The following is a 19,384-nucleotide window of genomic DNA, read 5'->3' on the forward strand; positions in this document are numbered from 1 at the left end:
CGCCTGTACCCGCTCATCAACACCGACAAGCGGATCGCCAAGTACCGCGACGGCTTCGGGCTGTTCGGGTCCGTGTACACGACCCTGTTCAAGAAGTCCTCCGACGAGGAGAGGAAGGAACGGCTGGGCGAGCTGGGGCCGATGGTCCTGGAGATCATCAACGCCCACGTCCACTCCTTCACCGTGGTCGCCTCCCAGGAGGAAGCCCTCGTCCTGGACGCCCAGGGCATCGCCGTCCTCAAGGAGCTGATGGCCCTCGTCCGCCCCAAGCCCGACAAGGACGACGGCGAGGACAAGACGCCCCCGTCCGCGGCGGAGATCCTGGACCACATCAAGGCCGCCCTCGACAAGGGCGTCGAACCAGGGTCTGCCAAGTACACCGCCCTCGCGGAACGGATCAGGCTGCTGCGGGACCGGATCATCCAGGACGCCCAGGACGCCCTGGAGTTCCTGTCCGAAGCACTCCGGGTCGCCCGCGCCATCGTCAACGCCGAGAAGCACCCCGACGAAGCCGTCGTCGTGCTGGACGACGACCGCGTGGGCGTCCTGTCGCGGATCATCCACGACCACGCACCGTCCGGCCTCACTGTCACGGAGAGGAACCTGGCCGAGGAGATCGACCAGGTGGTCACCCGGACCCTCGCCCGGTCATGGGACAACGCAGACGCTCGCAACCGAGGCGTCCGCCGCGCCACCGCTGCGGTCTTCCGCCGGTACATGTTGAAGCCGGTCGGGGAGCCGTACGACTCCACCGTCGCGTACATCGAAGCCCACTACCTTGTCGACTGACGAATGCGCGGACTCCCGGCAACCTGCGGGCGGTCGTCCGGGACTCGTTGCGCTGCTCGGGCCTCGATACCCGTACCACCGCCACCTGCGGGAGGCTAGGCCCGTCGGACCGGCGTGGCATGCAGCTGAACTGGTGGTGTGCTGCGCTGCAGGAGCGAAGCCGGCGGTGCGGCAGTACGACTAGCCGTGGTTGTTGGGTGAGTAATGGGGCACCTCGGTGCCGTGTCGATTGTCGAGGATGCGCTGCCGTCGGGTGGCGTGGGAGACGGACCGTTGGCCCCAACCCGGATCCGCTGCTGCTGGTCGACCTGGTCGTCACGTCGTGCTCGCCGATGAGCTTGGACAGTTCCTCCAGCCAGTCGGGGTCGGCGACGCCGCCGCCGTAGGTGCGGGCTGTCACCCGCTTCGGCGAGTTTCTCGCCTCATCTGCCGCGGGCGTGGACCGCCTGGATCAGGTCTACCGGGAAGTCCTTGAGCGCTACCTGGCCCATCTGCATACCAAGCTCGGTGGGCGAGTGACGCATCGGCACACGATCGGCCAGCTCCGAGCCACGGCAGCGTGCACAGCTGAACCGCCACACCCAGCACGTTGCAGCCCGTACGGAACTGGCGCACGAACGCCCCGTCCGCACCGGTCAACGTGAAGTACCGGATCAGCTCGGCCCGGTTGATCTCCGGAAAGCCCCGAAGCCGCGCCAGTTCCTCTGCCGAGAACACGTCCTGAGTCGCCACGAACCACCACCCGAGCATCGACCGTCACCGAACGGGACGGCACGCTACGGTCACGTCCGCGCTGGTGGTGTAAGAGACGGCCATCGCGTGATCCGGTCTGATGTTATGCGGCGATCGGTGCTGTGTCGGGCTGGTCGGTGTCGTGTTGGCTGGTGTCGACGGTGATCAGGCGGGCTTTGGTCAGTAGTTCCAGGCCCATGTAGCGGCGTCCTTCGGTCCATTCGTCGGTCTGTTCGGCCAGGACTGCCCCGACGAGACGGATGGTCGCCGCCCGGTTCGGGAAGATCCCGACGACGTCGGTGCGGCGGCGGATCTCCTTGTTCAAGCGTTCCTGGGGGTTGTTCGACCAGATCTGGCGCCAGATCTCGCGCGGGAAATCGGTGAAGGCGAGCAGGTCGTCGCGGGCGGCGTCGAGATGTTCGGCCGCGGCCGGGAACTTCGCCTCGATTGTGGCCACGACGCGGTCGAACTGGGCGCGGACGGCGTCGGCGTCAGGCTGGTCGAAGATTGTGCGCACGAGGGTGGCGATCCACGGCTGCGCGGACTTCGGCACCTTCGTCAGCAGGTTGCGCAGATAGTGGGTGCGGCACCGCTGCCAGGACGCGCCGGGCAGGGCCGCCCCGATGGCCTGCACCAGACCGGCGTGCGCGTCGGAGATGACCAGACGGACACCGGACAGGCCTCGGGCGGTCAGGCTGCGTAGGAACGCCAACCAACCGGCGCCATCTTCGTCGGAGGTTACGTCCAGACCCAACACTTCGCGGCCACCGTCGGCGTTGACCCCGACCGCAATCAGCGCGTGGACGTTGACGGTCCGGCCGGCCTCGCGGACCTTCATCGTCAGCGCGTCCATCCACACGAACGTGTAATGGCCCGAGTCGAGGGGCCGGTTGCGGAACGCTTCCACCTGCGCGTCGAGGTGGGCGGCCATCTCCGAGACCTGCGACTTCGACAGCTGCCGGATGCCGAGCTGCTCGACCAGCTTTTCCACTCGCCGCGTTGGACACCCCGAGCAGATAGCTCGTGGCCACGACCGAGACCAGGGCCTGCTCGGCCCGCCGCCGGTGGGTGAGCAGCCAGTCCGGGAAGTAGCTGCCGTGGCGCAGTTTCGGGATCGCCAGGTCGATCGTGCCGGCGCGGGTGTCCCATTCGCGTGTCCGGTAGCCGTTGCGGGAGTTGACCCGCTCATCGCTGCGCTGCCCGTAGCCGGCGCCGCAGATCGCGTCGGCCTCGGCGGACATCACCGCCTGCGCGAACGTGCGGATCATCGCCTGCAACATGTCCGGCGACGCGCTCTCGATCTGCTCGCGCAGCAGGTCAACAGGGTTCACACTCTCAGATGCGGCCATCGCGTTCTCTCTTCCTTCTCTGACTTGGTCGTCTTGAAGGATCGACGCGATGGCCGTCTCTCATCTACGCAACACGCCCATCACGGGGCAAGTCGTACACCACTCCCGCGGACGCAACCCACGCTTACGGGCCGGATCAGAGCTTGATCAACCCTCAGTTCTTAGCGATGCTTCTATGGGTCAAGTCCGTTCTGCGGCTGCCGATGACGTACTTCCGGACGTGCGGCATGGTCGTACTCTCGAGCACCCGATCGCAGGAGGCACCGATGGGCTTGTCAGGCCGGGATTGTCCTGACTGCGGTCGCAGTGTCCGCGAGCCGTTCGAGAAGACCGTCACCGGCCGGGAGGTTTGCCCGGACTGCGCGAACGCCCTGTTCATGGGCTCCGCCGCAGGCGCGATCACCGGGGATGTCGGGTCCGGGTACGGGGTCTGGGCGATGCTCATGCGCAAGGTTCGACGCTCCGGCTGAACGCATGGAGGTCTGCCTGTCGGCGGTGAGGGGCTCGGAAGATCTCGCGGGCGAGGTAACGCTTGATGCAGCGGATGATCTCGCGTCTGCTCTTGCCCTCGGCCGTGCGCCGGGCCGCGTAGGCGCGGGTGCGTTCGTCGTAGCTGAGCCGGCCCAGCGCCAGGACGTAGAGGGCGCGGTTGCCGCCGCGGTTGAGCCGGTACCGGTTGGTCTTGCCCGACGAGGCCGGGATCGGCGCGACTGCGCACAGGTGCGCGAACGCGGACTCGGTGCGCAACCGCTCGGGGTTGTTACCGGCTGCGGCCAGCAGCGCCCCGGCGGTGTCGGCCCCGACGCCCTTGATCGCCATGAGCTGCGGCGCCGCCTGGTGAGCGAGCTGTTCGATCTCGGCGTCAAGCGTGGTGATCTCCGCCGTGAGCTGCTGGTACCGGGTGGCGAGGGACTTGAGCGCCAGCTTGCTGGCCGCCTCGATCCCGGCGAGCTGGCCAGGCCGGCACCGCGCCGCAGCGTCGACGAGCTGCGGCAACGACAACGCGCGCAGCCGGTCGCGCAAGGTCTGCGGGGCGGTGACCAGCACGGCGCGCAGCTGGTTGGCCGCCTGGGTGCGGGCCTTCATCGCCGAGCGGCGTACCAGTCGCAGCGTGCGGATCATCTCCACGGTGCCGTCGGCAGTCTTGGGCATGCCCAGCGCGGTGCCTGCCAGCACCGACCGCGCGGCGGTCTCGGCGTCGATCGCGTCGGTCTTGCCGCGTCGGCGGCGGGTCTGCCGGTTCGGCCGGACGACCTCCACCACCGAGATTCCCTGGTCCAGCAGGTGCCGCGTCAGCCCGGCACCGTAGCTGCCGGTGCCCTCGACGCCGACCTGGTCGACGCCTCCGAACTCCTGCGCCCAGGCCGTCAACCGGGCGTGCCCGGTCGCGGTGCTCAGCACGCTAGTCGTGCCGAGCAGCCGCCCGTGCTGGTCGATCGCCGCCGCCACGTGCACGTCGGCGTGGGTGTCCACGCCGACGGTGACCCGCACCTCGGCCAGCTCGATCGCCGCTGCCACGCCCACCTCGGACCTCCGTCGCGTCGCCTCATCCTGTGCGGCGCCGCCGCCAGCGGGAACGCGGGCAGAACTCCAGTGGGACGCTTCGGGCTCCTATCAGGCCACATCGACCCCGGCCAGGCGGCGGCACAGCGACGTCCTCCCGCCGGCCGACGTATCGCTAACAAGGCACCGCGGCCCGTTGTTTTTCGGGTCAGACCGCCGGGAAGACGTCGGCGATCATGATGCCTGGAGTTGTTTTTGGTCTGGAAACTACGGACGGGCCTTGTAACCGTGCCCGTTGCTGGGTTTCCCCGGGGCCCTGCAGGTGGAGGCCCCTGCATGCCGGTATCAGCGCAGGTGTACCGCCGGCATTACACTGCGGCGATGCAGATCCGGCGGGTCACCGTGAGCAACTTCCGAGGAATCCGTGAGGCGGAGTGGCGGCTGCCATCGCAGCGCTTCTTGTGTCTCGTTGGTCCTGGTGACAGCACAAAGACAACTCTGCTCGACGCGGTCGCGCTAGTGCTTACGGGACGCTTCAACGTGACCTTCAGTGACGCCGATTTCTATCAGTGCGACACGTCCAAGCCGATAACACTCCGGGTTCTCCTCGGCGACCTCACCGACGAGATGCTCGCCGATACGGCATTCGGAATGCATTTGACCGGCTTGACGGCCACGGGGGAGCTCGAGCATGACCCGATATCCGGCTCCGAGCCCTGCCTGTTGCTGCAGTTGACCGTCGACCAGGATCTTGAACCGTCCTGGTCAGTTGTACGGCACGGGGAGTATGAGGACGGCTTCCCCCTGACCAGCGGGAAGCGGAAGTCAATCGGTCTCTTCCGCGTAGACGAGCGGGTCGATACCCATCTGCGGTGGGGCCGTGGATCTGCCCTCTCGCGCCTGACGGACGACGGTGCGAGCCAGGCGGTGACCGCAGCGCAACGCGCCTCCCGCGACGCCGTGTTCGACCAACCCCTTCCGGCGCTCAAGGCAGCGGCGAGCCGGGTTGCTGAAGCAGCTGGTGCGATCGGAGGCGGACGGTTCGATCTGCGTCCGGGCTGGGATCCCGTGGCAAGCGCTTCGCCCAGCTCGCTGCTGCTACACGATGGGACGGTGCCCCTGACGAACGCGGGACTGGGGACACGGCGCTTGACCAGTATCGCCGCTCAAGAGCAAGCGGCGATCAAGGGTGACATCCTTCTCATCGACGAGATTGAGCATGGCCTAGACCCCCATCGGCTCCTGCACGTGCTTCACCGGATCAAACAGCGTTCGGCAGGGAGCCGAGGACAGGTCATCATCAGTACCCACTCGCCACTCGCCGTGCAGGCAATGGCCGCCACTGACATCTGTGTCGTGAGGAGCGACGCGGGCAGGACCGAAGTTCGTGCTGTGCCGGCGGACATCGCCGAGGCCCAGGGCACACTGCGTGCCTGCCCGTCTGCGATCCTTGCCCGGATGGTTATCGTCGGCGAGGGTAAGACCGAGACCGGGATCCTCCGGCAGATGATCCGTACCTGGAATGACGAACGCGCTCGCGACGGCAAGCCATCACACGCCGCGTTGGGCGTGGCGTTTCTCGATGGCGGAGGCAACCCCGCAGCCACTAGAGCCACGATCTTCCAAAATCTCGGAGTCGACGCTGTGCTCGTGGTCGACAACGATGACCGAAGTGTCGACGAGCCCATCGCCGTTGCCGAGAAGGCAGGCGTGGATGTCGTCCGTTGGCAGGCGGACAACTCAACCGAAGTCGAGGTCATCCATACCTTGGACGAGCTAGCGCTCGTCGCGCTGTTGGAACTCGCCGCAGATCTGAAAGGGCCGGATGCGGTCGTCGACCATGTGAGGGCAGCGCTGCCCGCGTTGCCCAAGAGCGAAGACGCTTTGATGTCGTCGGCCTGGTCGGAGGCGGGTTACACCACTGAAGTGGTTCGCGATGCGATCTGTAGGGTTGCGGGTGGCACCGGAAAAAACGCCTCCAGCAAGGCATGGTTCAAGCGGGAAGATGCCGGGGAGAGGCTCGGAGAGTTCATCCTTCAACGCTGGTCCCACTATCAGGACCAGCACCTAGGCAGGGAGCTGATAAGGCTGCGCCACCGCATCTACGGCGACGAGGAGCAGCGAGGCTCCGATGAATGACACCATCCGCAGGAGCGCCGAGCGCCTCCGAGAAGCCATGCCATGCTCAGTCACGATGCCTGCCGGTACCGGCAAGACCGAGATCGTTGCCACTCTCGCCTTTGTCGCGGCCGAGGCGGGGCAGCGCGCCCTCATCCTGACCCACACCAATGCCGGTGTAGAGGCCCTCCGGCGGCGGACGCGCCGGCTGGGCGTCGCTGCTAATGCCGTCCGGATCGAGACGATCGCCAGCTGGGCACACCACCTTGTACGCCAATACCCCCAGCTCGCAGGAGTATCTGTTCCCACTCACGCCAACTGGAGTGAATCAAAGATTTACTACGACGGGGCGCTCAAGGTCTTGAGCAGTGCCGTCATGCGTCGAGTGCTTCCGGCCAGCTACGGCTTCGTCATCGTCGATGAGTATCAGGACTGTAATATTCGTCAGCACGCGCTGGTGATGGCCATTGCTGAGGTGTTGCCGCTGAGCGTATTCGGCGATCCGATGCAGGCAATTTTTGATTTCGACGCTGACCCCCTGGTCAGTTGGTCTACCGACGTTGCCGCCCGGTGGCCCGCGTTGGCCCAGCCGTTCGTCCCTTGGCGCTGGAGGGGCCATAACGACGACCTCGGACAATGGCTGATTGACATCCGGGAGGATTTCGCGCTGGAGCGGCCTATCAGCATCACCGCGACGACGTCCGTGAGGTGGATCAAAGCCAACGCGAACGATTTTTCAAGCGCGGTAAGAGCATGTCGGGATTTGCGGAATGAATACGGCACCGAGACCATTGTTGCGATCGGTCGATGGGCCCGAGACTGCAACGGTGCGGCCAGTCGACTTAACGGCACCTATACAGTCATGGAGACTATCGAAGGTGAAGACATGATTGCCTTCGCGCGCATGGTCGATCAAGGGCATCCGAATGAAATCGCCGCTGCAACGGCGCAGATTGGCAAGGATTGCGCCAGTGGTGTCGCCGGTTATCTTACAAGCGACGATGTCAAGAAGCTCCGGGCCGGTAAGACCATTACTCACCTCAAGCGACCTGGTGCCGAGGATGCGCAGCGTCACCTTTCAGCGCTTCTTGATGATCCGGCACCACGGAGGATAATGGAGGCCCTCACCGCGATAGCCGCGCTTCCCGGTATCCGCCGCTACCGGCATGACGCCTGGTCAACTATCACCCGAGCCTTGGCTTTGGCGTGTACGAACAATACAACGGTCGAAGACGCAGTAGTGCGCCTGCGGAATCAGACCAGAGTAACTGGGCGGACCGCCGTGCCTCACGTCCTTGCTCGACCCACCCTGATCAAGGGGTTGGAGTACGACCACGCGATCATCCTCAACGCGGACGGGCACACACCTACGAGCCTCTATGTGGCGCTGACTCGACCGAGGAAGACGCTGACAATCATCAGTGCGAGCCCGTACCTGTCAACCGTCGCTCGCGCCAGGGAACGGAGAACCCCGCGCGTGCGGGGATGAGAGTGTGACCCGACCGGTTACGGCCACGTCAGCCTGTGGCGGTTGCTGGACGTAGGTAGCTGTAGACGGTTTCGCGGCTGATGCCGTACTCCTTGGCCAGTACGGATTTGCGTTCGCCAGCGGCGGCGCGTTCGCGGAGCTGCTGGGCCTGAGCGGGGGTCAGAGCGGGTTTGCGGCCGGTATAGACGCCGCGCTGTTTCGCTGCGGCGATGCCCTCGCGCTGGCGTTCGAGGATCAGGGCGCGTTCGAACTCGGCGAAGGCGCCCATGACGCTCAGCAGCAGGGTGGCCATCGGAGAGTCCTCGCCGGTGAAGGTGAGGTTCTCCTTGATGAACTCCACCCGTACGCCCTTGCCGGTAAGGGTCCGCACGAGCCGGCGCAGGTCGTCGAGGTTGCGGGCGAGCCGGTCCATTGAATGCACGATCACAGTGTCGCCGTCGCGGACGAACGCGATCAGCTCGTCGAGCTTCGGCCGGGCGGTGTCCTTGCCGGACGCCTTGTCGGTGAACGTCCGCTCGACGGCGATCCCGTCGAGTTGCCGGACGGTGTTCTGGTCCACTGTGCTGACCCTGACGTAGCCAACCCGCATCGTCCGACCCCTTCCAGCCGAAATGCCAAGCTGGACTCTAAGACCCTGTCGGACAAGCGTCAAGAAATGCCGCGAGGAACCCTATCCTGACGCGGTTTGTCGGGGCCGACGGGTGTGGTATTGGGGTGTACCTCAAATGGACATGACCTAAAGAGCGCCCGCCTCAGATTTAAAACTTGAAATTGACTAAACTGAAGTTTTACTGCAACATGACTGTGTAAGTAAACAAACCGAGGTAAGGATGCAAGGGTGACGCAGTCTGAGACAGAAGAAGAGTATGAAGCCGCTTACGAGACGTGGCAGGAGCTTGACGCCGACGTACGTGCCAATGGCGGGGTACGCCGCGTCTCTATGTGGGACCTCCGGTACCTCAGCGGCTACCAGCGGCTCAAGGTCAACGTCGTAGCGACGATCAGCGCCGAACTGGCAAACATGGGGCTCGGTCACCTGCCCGCCGAGCTTCCCCGCAACCAGAACCACTACGTGGTGGTGTACAAGATCGGGAGCGAGGCCGGTGCGGTCATCAACGCCGTACGCAATGGAGCTAGCAGCGAGGAAGCTGAGCGGGCGCTGCGCAAGCTCAATACCTCCGACACCATCCAGGTCGACAGGGAAAACGAAGCGAAGCTCGAAGAACTCGCTGCCAAGGTTGACGAGCTGGAGGCTTTGCTCAAGGGATTCCGCGAGGTACTGCAAGCCTGATGCTCAACCCGACGCCGCAGTGCGAACGTGAACCCGCCATCTGATGTCAAGAGGCGCGCTCACGTTCCCACTGCGACGTCGCTCGTCAAGGGCGGACCGTTCGCCCCGCAGTGCAGAGAGGCGCGGTCACCTGTGCAGACGACCGCGAACATCGACAGCTACGGGCGGGTCTCCACCCGAGAGCAGAACCTCGCCCGCCAGCAGGCCGCACTGACTGCCGCCGGCTGCGCCAAGTGCTTCTTCGACAAGGCCTCCGGCAAGAACACCGACTGGCCCGAGCTAGCCTGCGCCGCCTCGCCACCACGGCGAAGATCCCGGTGAAGATGAGCCCCCACGTGCTGCGCCACACCTGCGCCACCCTCGCCCGCGACGCCGGCGCCCGCCTAGAAGTCCAAGAGCAACTCGGGCATGCCGACGCCCGCACCACCCGCCGCTACGACCACGGCGGGCAGCGCCTCGACCGGCGCCGGCCTACCCCTTTCCGCGTACCTCACCGCCGCCGGCGACGAGCATTCCGCGGAATCAGCAGAGGGAGACCGGCAGCCCCGGCCGGAGCTACGGTCCGGGTCTACTGCGTGGGCGGGAGCATCCCCGTGAGGCGATCATGACGCTGGACGACCTCCTGGACCGCGGACTGCAGCGTCTCCAGCTGGAGGCGGAAGTCCCGCTCGGTCATCCCGTACTGATTGTGCTCAATCGCGGTGAGGTGCAGCGTGGTAACGGTGCTCGCCACGTGCGCGGCCTCCGCCGCGAGAGACAGGAACGGGTGGTCCGGCTGCCCGGAATCTTCCAGGAGTTGCCCCAGCTCCCTCCAGGTTCTGGTGAGCCGCATCGCGGTGAGAAGCAGGAACGGGGTGGGATCCGGGGTCGAACCGCTCTGACCGATCTGACCCTGGAGGACGCCCATCCACTGGTCGTCGGTGGAGACGTGGTGAGAGATCGCCGTCTCTGTTGCGGCGAGCAACGCGCCCAGCAAGGTCGGCAGGTCCCTGTCCGTCGCGGCGTGGGGCAGCGTGGGAGTCAAGCCGAGTGCGCCGAGGGCGTCGATCACGGCCTGAGAGGTGATGGGTCGTCGAGCTGGCTCGGTCACGCCGGGCAATCTACAGCTGCCCGCCGACATCTCTCATCACGGCGATCAGGATCAGCCCGGTCAGGGCGGACCTGACCCCGGCCCGATTCGTTGAGCAGGCCATGACGGATGTGCACCACCTGCGGGAGAACCCGGCGCGCTACTACGAGGTGCTGGGACGGGTTATGTCGGCTCTGCGCGAGACCGGGGCGCTCAACGGCGCCTCCCACCTCGACTGGTGGCCCGGCGCCGGCGGACGGACCTGGGAGATCGAGTGGCAGGGAGGCCCCTTCCCGGCCGAGGTCGCCGCGCGGCTGCTGGGGGCACCGGAGCCCGGTGTCGACGACGACCAGGGCGATGATGCGGTACGCGGCCTGATCTCGCCCGGCCGGGGCGAGAACGAACGCGCGCACCTGCTGGTGCTCGACGTGCCGGTGAACCTACGCGCGATCGACCCGATCGGCACCAGCCACGTCCGGGCAACCCTCACGCTCACGCGGGGGTAGGAGTGCGGATCGCGGCGCTGACGCCGAGCTGCCCAGCTCGACACCGACGGCTACCCGCCGATGCTGCTCTCACAATCGCGCGCACTCGCGTGACGACCTGATGCCATAGGGTTGCCGGCATGGTCGATGTGGACGACGAGCTGGACCACCAGGGTATGGCGATCAAGCTGATCGACGCCTTCGCCGAGCACGACGCGGCGGGCCTGGCTGCGCTTGACGCCGCTGGCCGGGCAGCGCAGGTGCAGGCCCGGCAGGCGCTGTACGACTACGTCGACCGGATCTGGGAGGCCGCCAAGGCCCGCGGCCTGGACCCAGCGGTGCGACCGGACTGGAACGCCGTGGCGGGGCTGCGGGACCTGACCAACGCGCTGGTCCAGCAGGCCGGGCAGGCGCAAGCCGACGCCGGCGAAGACTAAGCAGCCGATGGCCGAGATCGGCTCGCGGGACGCCGAGATCCGGGACCTGGTCGCCAGTACCGCGATGCTGGGCCGGGTGTCCGGGCGTGAGCTGCTCCTGCGGCTGACCGGAGGCCGGTGGCCGCGCCGGTCCGGCTGGCCGGTCGTGCCCCGGCTGGCCACGCCGTGGCAGGACACCGTCTCGAACGAGCGGATCGGCTGGCGGATGCGCGCGGCGAACCTACGCGCCCACGACCCAGATGACGCTTCCGTACGCGACGAGTTCGTGTTCGAGGTCGACTACCAGATATGTCGCCGGTGCCGGATCGGCTGGGTCGAGCAGCCCCACACCCTGCCGGCCTACCGCCGCCGCGGCTTGGGCGCCGCCGGCCTCGCGGCGCTGCGCAGGGAAAACCCCGGATACGCCTGGCACACGCTCGGCGGGCACATCGACGGCTCGCCGGCGTTCTGGGACGCCATCGGCGCCGGCGTCCCGGGCGGCTACCGGCCCCGCCGGATGTGCGGGCACGTCACCGCCGGCGGCTGAACACCCATCACCCACCTCCCGCCCCGGGCTGGCCGATCCGGGGCATCGTCGGCCTCCGCCGGATGCGCCTCGAACAGATGTGCGCCGCCATCGGCGTGTCGAACCTGGACGGAGGCGGGGATGTGTCGGGTTCGTGGGATACCGTCATTCCTCGGCACTGCGGTTGTCACCAACCGTGGATCTCCTACCGTCCGGCGCCGCTTCTCGGAGCGACCGCGGGGCTCCGAACCCCGGAGCCGGAGAGGAGGAACACGGTGCGACAACAGCCGGAGCAGGACCCTCCGCGGGTCACCTCGCGAACCGAGCGGGTGTGGCAGATCGCGAGGCCTGCGCTGGAGCTGGCCGCCCTGATGGCGGCCTACAACCAGCGCGAGGGCCTCGCCGTGGCGGCGAAGGCCCTCGCGGTGCTAGGGCATGCGACGGTGAGCTGGTTCCTAGGCCGAGGCCACCGGTGATGCCCGGGGCGGGGAGCGTCAGCTTCCCGCCCTTCTCTTTTACTACGTCATACACCCTAAGACGTATCAGAGCTGATACAAGGACCGGCTGGTGTGTTGACTCAATCCGTTCCGCTGATGAGCGAACCTCACTACCGGCTGCACCGTGCCCGCCACGATGAGGTTCCGAAGATGCTCTCGTAGAGGATCCGGAACACCTCTGACATCGCCGAGAAGACTGGGACAGGAACTTCCTGAAGGTTTGAGCGGCGGTAGCGTCGCCGACATGAGCGTGGACTGGGGCCGGCTGACACCGACGCTGCGCGCCGGCGACTGGACCTGCCCCGACCACGGCCGAATCCGTCCCACCTCAGGCGGGCTGGTGCCGACATGCCCGCACTGCGACGTCGTCGCCCACCAGGTCCGCGTGACCCGCGACGGGCACCGCGAGTTCGTTGCTCCCGTCCCGGCGTACTGCGCCGGGCCCGAACGCCACCCGCTTACCACCGGCCGGTACCAGCTGAGCTGGATGCCCTGCCCCTGCCCACCGCCGCACACCCCCCGCGGCATCACACCTGGACGTGCTGCTGCGGTGCCCTCACCCACTATCCGCCGGTGATCCCTGGAGGGGGCACTAGCCGGGCCGGTGGCAGAGGCGGCCGGCGCAGGTGATGCTGCGGAATCAGGCGCCGGTGGCGTCGGGGAGCTGCGCGAGCACCTCCGGTGGCGCAGGCTCGACGGGCAGGGGCCGGGGTTCGGTGTGCTTGTCGGGGCGGCACCTGGTGAACGGGCCGTACTCGGCGGCGAGCGCGGTGAGGTGGGGGTCGAGGTGATCGCGCCACCAGATGCTCATGCCGGTCTGCGGGTCGGACACTCGCAGCGTTTCCCACGCCCGCCACAGCGCATACAGGCGGGAGATCGCCTCGGGGTGCGCCCACCAGCGAGGGCACCAGTTCAGGCCGGAGTCCGGCCCGGAGGCGAGGCGCCGCTCGACGACGTGGGCGAGGTAGTCCCCGACGAACGCCTCCACGTTGCGGTAGACCGGCTCCGCCTCGGCGGGCTCGACGGCTGGCGGCGTGGCCGGCGGCGGAGTGTCGCTCGGGTCGCCGGCGAGTTGGCCGAGTAGGGCGCTGAGGTCGGCGATCGGGTCGCCGGCCGGTCCGGGTGGGGACAGTGTCATGGGGTCGGCTCCGGCGGGGCGTTGTCGGGGGTGAGGGTCCAGTCGGTGCGCTCGTGGGGGTCCCAGCGGGCGATCGACGCGCGGATCGCCGCCGCGTAGGGGCCGGTCTGCCAGGGGGCGGTGCGGGCGAGCGCGGGCGGGGCGCCGGAGGCGTAGACGACCATCCGGCCCCGGGGCAGGGCGTGCAGGTCGGACACGTCGAGGATCCGCTGCCGGCGGGTGGCGTGCGAGACCGACCGCTGGCCCCACCCGGATCCGCTGCTGCTCGTCGACCTGGTCGTGACGTCATGCTCACCGATGAGCTTGGACAGTTCTTCGAGCCAGTCGGGGTCGGCGACGCCGCCGCCGTAGGTGCGGACGTTGGCCGCGGACCAGAGTTTGCGCATGCCCTCGCGGCCCCAGACGTCGACGCCTTGGGGGTAGGACTGGAGGATCGTGATGATGGGCAGTCCGTGGGAGCCGTAGAAGGAGTAGAGGGCCGGGAGCTGGCGTAGCCGGCAGATGTTCGCGGCCTCGTCGAGGATGCTCAGCAGCGGCGGGTCGAGGCGCCGGCCGGGGCAGGTGCGGGCGCGTAGCTCGCCGGCGCGCAGGACGGCGTCGGTGAGGGCGGCGACCAGCGGGGCGGGGGAGCCGGGGCCGCCCTGGGACAGCAGGTACAGCACGTCGGTGCTTGCGGCGAAGGCGGCCGGGTCGAACTCGAGGACCCCGCCGCGCGTGGGTGGGGTGACCCAGGCGGTGACGGCGGGTTCGGTGAGGCACATGAGCATCTTCTGGGCGCCCGCGTAGATGCCGCCTCTCGTCTTGTCGGGCATGTTGACCACCCCGGCGACCGCGTCGGCGGGCAGATCGTAGCCATGCTCGCGCAGCAGCTCCGCCGGTTCGTCGTCGCGAGGGCTGACGGCCCACCGGTACGCGGCGAGGATGTCCCGGCCGGCCACGGCGGCCGCGAGCAGCAGGTTCGCCACCAACTCCTCGCTGGAGGGGTCGAAGAAGGCGTCGCGGCTGACGCCGGGTTCGCGTTCGGCGGAGGCGAAGTGCTCGGCGAGGCGGCGGGCGTCGGTGATGGTGGCCACGGCGCGCAGGGGGTTCCACCACATGCCCTGCTTGGGTCCGAGGATGTGCTGCGGGTCGAACGCCCACACGGTGCCGCGTGCGGCGCGGATGTCGCGGGTGGCGTCGACGATGTCGCCCTTGACGCTGGTGACCAGGGTCGGGCCGGGGGCGGCGACGATGGCGGGGATCGCCCGGCAGGTGGTCTTGCCGGTGCGCGGGCCCCAGATGTCGACGGCCATGTCCTCCCACGACTGGCGCAGCGGCATTCCACCGGCGACGGTGTGGGCGATCAGCACGCCGAGCTGGTCGGGGTCGGGCCGGTCGACGTCGGCGAGGCTGGGCCGCAGCCGCCGCCCGCTGCCGGCAACCCCCCGGGGCCCGAGGTGGGCGAGGTCGGCGCGGCTGGCCATGCGGCGGGCCGCCGAGTCGACGCGGGTGCGGCGCCGCCCGACCCACCGCCACGCGGCGATCCCGCCGAGGACCAGCAGGATGAGGAGGGTCACCTCGACGACCGCGGCAACGGTGCAGGCCGTGGTCCACGTGATCTCGCCGCGCAGCACCGCGGTGGCGACCCGGATCGGCCCACCACCGGTGTATCCGGGCGGGCGGACCAGCACGACGGGCAGCCATGCGCCGCTGGCGAGAATCAGGACCAGGGCGGCGATGCCTCCGGCGATCAGGCCCGCGTCGTCGTGGCCACCGCGCGGGCCGGCGGGCCGGCTCATGCCATGGTCCAGCGGAAGTCGGTGTTGCCGAGCCGCATCTCCGTCTCGGTGGGTTCCAGGTGCACCGGGATGCCCGGCCGCGATCCAACCTTGATCAGGAAGTTCCCACGGCCAACGGTGCCGCTGCCCTCAGTCGAAGTCCAGGACGGCGGCGCCGACCAAGACAAGACCTCGCGCCGCTCCGCGTGCGACAGCGGCCGGACCCGGGCGACGGCGTCGAGTTCCTGCTCGGAGCACGGGCCGATCATCAGCACTGCGGAGCGTTCGGCGAAGCCGCGGGCCTTGGCCCGGTCGTGGGCGGTGGGCAGCGCCTCCAGGTCTGCGAGGCTGTGGGTGATGAAGGCGGTGCCGGTGCCCTTCTGCCGGTTGAGGCGGGTGAGGCCGTCGGCGCGGTCGACCAGGCCGTGGCCGACGCGCAGCGCCCGCCACAGCTCGTCGAGCACGGTGAAGAACGTCCGGGCCGGGGCCAGGCCGAGGTCGGCCATCAGGTGCGCGGCCTCCACCTGGGCGAAGCCGTAGGACCAGGTCGACAGCAGGGTCGCGGCGGTGCGCAGCTCGTCGGTGTCGTCGATGCTGGAGATGTCGACGCACACGGCCGGGGTGTCGAGGCGGATCGGCGTGGTGGTCTGCCCCTCGAAGGTGTCGCCGAGGGGTCCGTGCAGCAGTGCCAGCAGGGTGCGGTGCAGGTTGGCGACGTCCTCCCGGAAGCGGGGGACGTCCCCGTCTTCCTGCCAGAGGGTGACCGCGCGGACCTCGGCCGGGGCGTCGCGGATGACGCGCAGGACGTCAGAGAGCACCGGCGGGGTCTCGGTCTCCCGTTCGGCGAGGTAGCGCAGCGCGGCGGCCAGGACGGTGGTCTCGTCGGAGGTGACGGGCCCGCGCCGCACGAGGGTGGCCAGGGCGACGAGCATGTTCAGCCGCCGGTCGGTCACCGCAGCGCGCACGACAGCGCCGGTGCGCTCGTCGACGCGGTCGAGGACCTGCCGCCACGGGCCGGCGTCCAGGGGGTTGATGCGATCGAGGCCGGGCCCGACGCGCAGCACCTGCCCGCCGAGCGCGCGGACCAGCTCGGCGTAGTCGGGCTTGAGGTCGCCGAGGATCAGCGGGGTGACGCCCTGGGCAGTGAGCCCGAGGACCATCCGCCGCACCGCTGTGCTCTTGCCCATGCCGGGCTCGCCCTCGATCCACACCGACGGGTTGTTGATCAGCCGGGCGCGGGTGTACCAGGAGATCGGGTCGAAGCAGACCGCCGAGCCGGTGTAGAGGTGCCGGCCGACCGGCACGCCGATCATCGGCGTCGACGCGCCGGTGCCGAACGGATACAAACCGCACACCTGCACGGTGGTGCCCCGGTACTCCGTCGAGGGCTCGATCCACGACCACCGGCCGCCCCCGGGCGCGCCGTAGCCGAGGCGGCCGGGCCGACGCCCGGCCGGTCGACGCCGTGGTGGTGGGTTGGTTCGAGGGCTGGTGGTCATCGCCGCCGTCCTAGAAGGGGATCGTGGCGTGGGTGGGCAAGACGATGCCGGCGGGTAGGCCGGCGGCGAATCCGGCGGCCTGGCAGCCGTACATCGGCCGGATCGTCAGGCGGGCCTCGCCCGCGCGGGCCCGGATGATGCCGGTGGCCTCGTCGAGCTGCTTGCCGTCGTCGGCGACAGTGGCGGTGACCAGCACGGTGAAGCGGACGACCCCCGCGCCGGTGGCCTCTTCCTGGGCGGCCTGGTCGGCGGCGGCCAGGTCGGTGAGGTCCCGGGCGCTGGGCCGCGGCTTCTTGGCGGCCATGAACCTCGCGTCGCGCTTGTCGGCCTCCACCAGCCGCGCCGCGTCGGCGGGGGAGTACGGCCGGTAGATCATGCTCACCCGCTTGCGCAGCAGTTGCGGGTCCGGGTCGGTGAGCCGGGCGAACAACCTCGAATACACCACCCCGCGCGGGGCCTCCACCATGCACCAGGTGCGCGAGACGCCGGAGTCGTGCCGGTAGGAGTCCCAGCTCTCCCGGGTGGCCACCGGTCCGGCCTGCGTCCAGTCGGGGGTGAGCTGCGGGTCGCGGGCGAGGTCCAGGGCGGCGTCCGGGTCGTAGGCGGCGCGCACCACGGCGGCGAGGCTGCGGGCGGACATCGGCACGATGCCGGCGCCGGTGGCGCCGGTCAACCCGGCGTGCAGGTGCGGCAGCCGGGCGGCGACCTCCCGGCAGACGTCCTCGTGCGACATGGACCGGCCGGGCGGGGCGGTGTAGGTCAGCGACACGCGGGTGTCGACGGCCGCCGACCCGGCCGGGTAGGACCGTACGACGTCGTCGAGGACCTGCAGGGCCAGCGCCGGGGCGTCGGGGCGGGTCGTGGCGGTGACCTCGGCGGCCAGTCGGGTGCCCGGGTCCGGGGTGGTCTCGACGGTGACCTGTGCCTGCACGAGCTGCGGCTCGCGCGACAGGGCCGCCAGCCACGACGCCAGGTGACTGACGCGGGCGTCGATGACGGCCTGGTCGACCAGGTCCATGCCCTCGGGCGCGCACCGCAGGGTGACGGTGTAGTGCCGGCTCTGCGGCACCACGACGACGGCGACGAGCCCGGACCGGCCGGTCTCCACCTCGTACACCTCGGAGCGGGCCAGCACCCCGGGGAGCTGGTGCGCGGCGGTGACCCGGGACGCCACCCCGGAGACGTACACGTGGTGGCGGCGGGCCCGTGCCAGCCACCACGCGATGCGGGCGGTGATGACCTGGAACCCGGTGCGCCCGTTGATCCGGATCGCCAGGGGGGCGAGCACGAGCAACCCGATGACGGCGGTGACCAGTGCGGCCAGGGCGGAGACCGGCAGCATCGCCGCGGACAGCACCATGACCAGGAACGCGGCGATCGTGCCAGCCGGGCCGAGGCCGAACAGGCCAGCGCCAAGCCCCACGCGCCAGTTGCCGTAGGTGCGCTGCTGCTGTTGCTCGCCGGAGCGAGGTTGTACGTCGGTGCTCATGCGCCCTCACCGCCTGTCGCTCCAGATGCCGTGCCGCCGACTTTGCGGACGGTGGCGGGTCCTGCCTGCGTCGCCGTGACCGCAAGGCCGGCTGGCCCGGCCGCCGAGGTGGCGGCGCCCGCCGCGCTCGTTGTCTGCGCCGCGCTGGTCGCCGTCGGGGCGGTCGCGGCCGTCGACGAGCCGGCCGGGGTCGGGGTCGCCGTGCTAGTCCTGGCGCTTCCACCGGAAGGGCGGGGTGCCGGCACCGGCGAGGACGGGGTGGCACCGCCGGGCCGGCCAGGATCACCACCACCGGAGCGCGCCCCGGGCCCGCCGCTGCTGGCGTTGAGCCGAATCGCCCCCGAGGCGACCTGCCCGGCCGCCGACGTCGCCGCGACCGCCGCACTGCCAGACCCACCGGAGGACAGCACCGACACAGCCGGGGCGATCAGCCGCATCAACGCCGGCAGCGCCACGATCGCCATACAGAACATCACCAGACCGGTGAGCAACGTCGTGAGGTCCTGGCCCTTGCCGAGCATCCAGAACGTGGCTGCGTAGATCGTGGCCGCCGCCGGCTTGTAGAGCACCAGAGCGAGCAGCCACGTCAGGTACCGGTCACGGATCGCGCGGCCGGACCCGGCGATGCCCGACGCGGCGGCCAGCGGGAGCAGCCCGGCCAGCAGCACCAGGCCGGCGCCCCGGGCCAGCAGCAGCAGCAACTGCACCATGGTGGCCAGGAACATCATGATCGAGATGCCGATCGCCATTAGCGGGGCGAGTCCGCTGGTCGCGGCGGCTGGCGCGAAGAGGCGAAGCCGGGCACCGAGGTCACCGTCGGCGGAGGCCCTGATAATCCAGTCGGAGTAGCTGTCACCGATCCCGATGAGCAGTTGCACGGCGGGCACGCCGGCACCGGCGAGCACGACCATCGTCACCAGGCCTCTGGTCAGGGTGCCAGCGTCGCGGCCGTTGCGTTCCCAGGCGAGCCGGATCGCCCCGACGAGCACCGCACCCACCGCGAGCGCGGCCACCGCCCAGTTGGTGTAGGCGCTCAGGTAGTCGACGGTGCCATCGCAGACGAGCTTCCCGGATGCGTCGGTGTGGCAGGAGCCCTGGGACACCTTCGGGGTGGGGATGGACATCCAGCCCGCGACCAGGGCCTTGAGCATCTCTGCGGCGGCTTCGGACGCCTGCTCGGACAGTTCCTCGATGAACCGGCCAGCGGTGCTCTCCGCGATCATCCCCGGGACGCATT

General features: G+C 69.1%; 16 protein-coding genes and 4 pseudogenes. 9 read left to right on the forward strand and 11 right to left on the reverse strand.

The window, feature by feature from the left end; genetic code table 11:
* A pseudogene (locus tag ACGFIR_RS30000) lies at positions 1-789 on the forward strand (type I restriction endonuclease subunit R); the annotation flags it as partial.
* 253 nt (positions 790-1,042) lie between these two features.
* Here ACGFIR_RS30000 and ACGFIR_RS30005 read toward each other — a convergent pair.
* From ACGFIR_RS30005 to ACGFIR_RS30020, 4 genes and pseudogenes are all read right to left on the reverse strand, one after another.
* Positions 1,043-1,189: pseudogene (locus tag ACGFIR_RS30005) on the reverse strand (TraM recognition domain-containing protein); the annotation flags it as partial.
* Between the two features lie 143 nt (positions 1,190-1,332).
* Positions 1,333-1,521 (reverse strand): annotated as a pseudogene (locus tag ACGFIR_RS30010) (DUF4158 domain-containing protein); the annotation flags it as partial.
* A gap of 103 nt (positions 1,522-1,624) precedes the next feature.
* Positions 1,625-2,870 (reverse strand): annotated as a pseudogene (locus tag ACGFIR_RS30015) (IS256 family transposase).
* A gap of 441 nt (positions 2,871-3,311) precedes the next feature.
* Entirely contained in the window at positions 3,312-4,388 is a 1,077-nt protein-coding gene (locus tag ACGFIR_RS30020; RefSeq protein ID WP_393148756.1) for an IS110 family transposase, read from the reverse strand.
* Between the two features lie 366 nt (positions 4,389-4,754).
* On the opposite strand from ACGFIR_RS30020, the gene ACGFIR_RS30025 reads away from it, so the two are divergent.
* Both ACGFIR_RS30025 and ACGFIR_RS30030 read left to right on the forward strand, forming a co-directional pair.
* Complete coding sequence (locus ACGFIR_RS30025; RefSeq protein WP_393148594.1) at positions 4,755-6,512, forward strand: ATP-dependent endonuclease; 1,758 nt, start codon at positions 4,755-4,757, stop codon at positions 6,510-6,512.
* Entirely contained in the window at positions 6,505-7,980 is a 1,476-nt protein-coding gene (locus tag ACGFIR_RS30030) for a UvrD-helicase domain-containing protein (protein ID WP_393148596.1), read from the forward strand. Before ACGFIR_RS30025 ends, ACGFIR_RS30030 begins: the two co-directional genes overlap by 8 nt.
* Positions 7,981-8,008: 28 nt before the next feature.
* Here the strand turns inward: ACGFIR_RS30030 and ACGFIR_RS30035 are convergent, their stop codons facing one another.
* Complete coding sequence (locus tag ACGFIR_RS30035; RefSeq protein WP_393148598.1) at positions 8,009-8,569, reverse strand: recombinase family protein; 561 nt, start codon at positions 8,567-8,569, stop codon at positions 8,009-8,011.
* Between the two features lie 249 nt (positions 8,570-8,818).
* Here ACGFIR_RS30035 and ACGFIR_RS30040 point away from each other — a divergent pair, with 249 nt between their 5' ends.
* The 3 genes from ACGFIR_RS30040 to ACGFIR_RS30050 all read left to right on the forward strand — a co-directional run bounded on the left by ACGFIR_RS30040 (position 8,819) and on the right by ACGFIR_RS30050 (position 9,879).
* Positions 8,819-9,271 (forward strand): hypothetical protein, encoded by a 453-nt coding sequence (locus ACGFIR_RS30040; RefSeq protein ID WP_393148600.1) that lies wholly within the window; start codon positions 8,819-8,821, stop codon positions 9,269-9,271.
* A 132-nt stretch (positions 9,272-9,403) separates the two neighbouring features.
* Positions 9,404-9,592, forward strand: a complete 189-nt coding sequence (locus ACGFIR_RS30045) for a recombinase family protein (RefSeq protein ID WP_393148602.1) — start codon at positions 9,404-9,406, stop codon at positions 9,590-9,592.
* Positions 9,505-9,879, forward strand: coding sequence for a tyrosine-type recombinase/integrase (locus ACGFIR_RS30050; RefSeq protein ID WP_393148604.1), 375 nt, complete (start codon positions 9,505-9,507; stop codon positions 9,877-9,879). The genes ACGFIR_RS30045 and ACGFIR_RS30050 overlap by 88 nt, the downstream gene beginning before the upstream one ends.
* Here ACGFIR_RS30050 and ACGFIR_RS30055 read toward each other — a convergent pair.
* The gene (locus ACGFIR_RS30055; protein ID WP_393148606.1) at positions 9,840-10,361 is read right to left on the reverse strand and encodes a hypothetical protein; all 522 of its coding nucleotides are present in this window, start codon (positions 10,359-10,361) and stop codon (positions 9,840-9,842) included. The two genes, ACGFIR_RS30050 and ACGFIR_RS30055, sit on opposite strands and share 40 nt — an antisense overlap.
* Positions 10,362-10,462: 101 nt before the next feature.
* Here ACGFIR_RS30055 and ACGFIR_RS30060 point away from each other — a divergent pair, with 101 nt between their 5' ends.
* The 3 genes from ACGFIR_RS30060 (at position 10,463) to ACGFIR_RS30070 (ending at position 11,788) form a co-directional block, all read left to right on the forward strand.
* Positions 10,463-10,846, forward strand: coding sequence for a hypothetical protein (locus ACGFIR_RS30060; protein WP_393148608.1), 384 nt, complete (start codon positions 10,463-10,465; stop codon positions 10,844-10,846).
* Positions 10,847-10,965: 119 nt separating this feature from the next.
* Positions 10,966-11,262: a hypothetical protein gene (locus ACGFIR_RS30065; protein WP_393148610.1), complete on the forward strand. Its 297-nt coding sequence runs from the start codon at positions 10,966-10,968 to the stop codon at positions 11,260-11,262.
* Positions 11,263-11,269: 7 nt separating this feature from the next.
* A complete protein-coding gene (locus tag ACGFIR_RS30070; RefSeq protein ID WP_393148612.1) occupies positions 11,270-11,788 on the forward strand; it encodes a hypothetical protein in 519 nt (172 codons plus the stop codon).
* Positions 11,789-12,904: 1,116 nt separating this feature from the next.
* Here ACGFIR_RS30070 and ACGFIR_RS30075 read toward each other — a convergent pair.
* From ACGFIR_RS30075 to ACGFIR_RS30095, 5 genes are read right to left on the reverse strand one after another with little or no spacing between them, the layout of a single operon-like run.
* On the reverse strand, positions 12,905-13,402 hold the full coding sequence (locus ACGFIR_RS30075) for a DUF4913 domain-containing protein (RefSeq protein ID WP_393148614.1): 498 nt from the start codon (positions 13,400-13,402) through the stop codon (positions 12,905-12,907).
* Positions 13,399-15,180: a type IV secretory system conjugative DNA transfer family protein gene (locus tag ACGFIR_RS30080; RefSeq protein WP_393148616.1), complete on the reverse strand. Its 1,782-nt coding sequence runs from the start codon at positions 15,178-15,180 to the stop codon at positions 13,399-13,401. The genes ACGFIR_RS30075 and ACGFIR_RS30080 overlap by 4 nt, the downstream gene beginning before the upstream one ends.
* The gene (locus ACGFIR_RS30085; RefSeq protein WP_393148618.1) at positions 15,177-16,658 is read right to left on the reverse strand and encodes an ATP/GTP-binding protein; all 1,482 of its coding nucleotides are present in this window, start codon (positions 16,656-16,658) and stop codon (positions 15,177-15,179) included. Before ACGFIR_RS30085 ends, ACGFIR_RS30080 begins: the two co-directional genes overlap by 4 nt.
* A gap of 10 nt (positions 16,659-16,668) precedes the next feature.
* Positions 16,669-18,147 (reverse strand): SCO6880 family protein, encoded by a 1,479-nt coding sequence (locus ACGFIR_RS30090; protein ID WP_393148620.1) that lies wholly within the window; start codon positions 18,145-18,147, stop codon positions 16,669-16,671.
* On the reverse strand, positions 18,144-19,370 hold the full coding sequence (locus ACGFIR_RS30095) for a hypothetical protein (RefSeq protein WP_393148622.1): 1,227 nt from the start codon (positions 19,368-19,370) through the stop codon (positions 18,144-18,146). The genes ACGFIR_RS30090 and ACGFIR_RS30095 overlap by 4 nt, the downstream gene beginning before the upstream one ends.
* Positions 19,371-19,384: the final 14 nt, after the last annotated feature.

It is taken from the genome of Micromonospora sp. NPDC049051, assembly GCF_043197575.1.
Lineage (GTDB): Bacteria > Actinomycetota > Actinomycetes > Mycobacteriales > Micromonosporaceae > Micromonospora.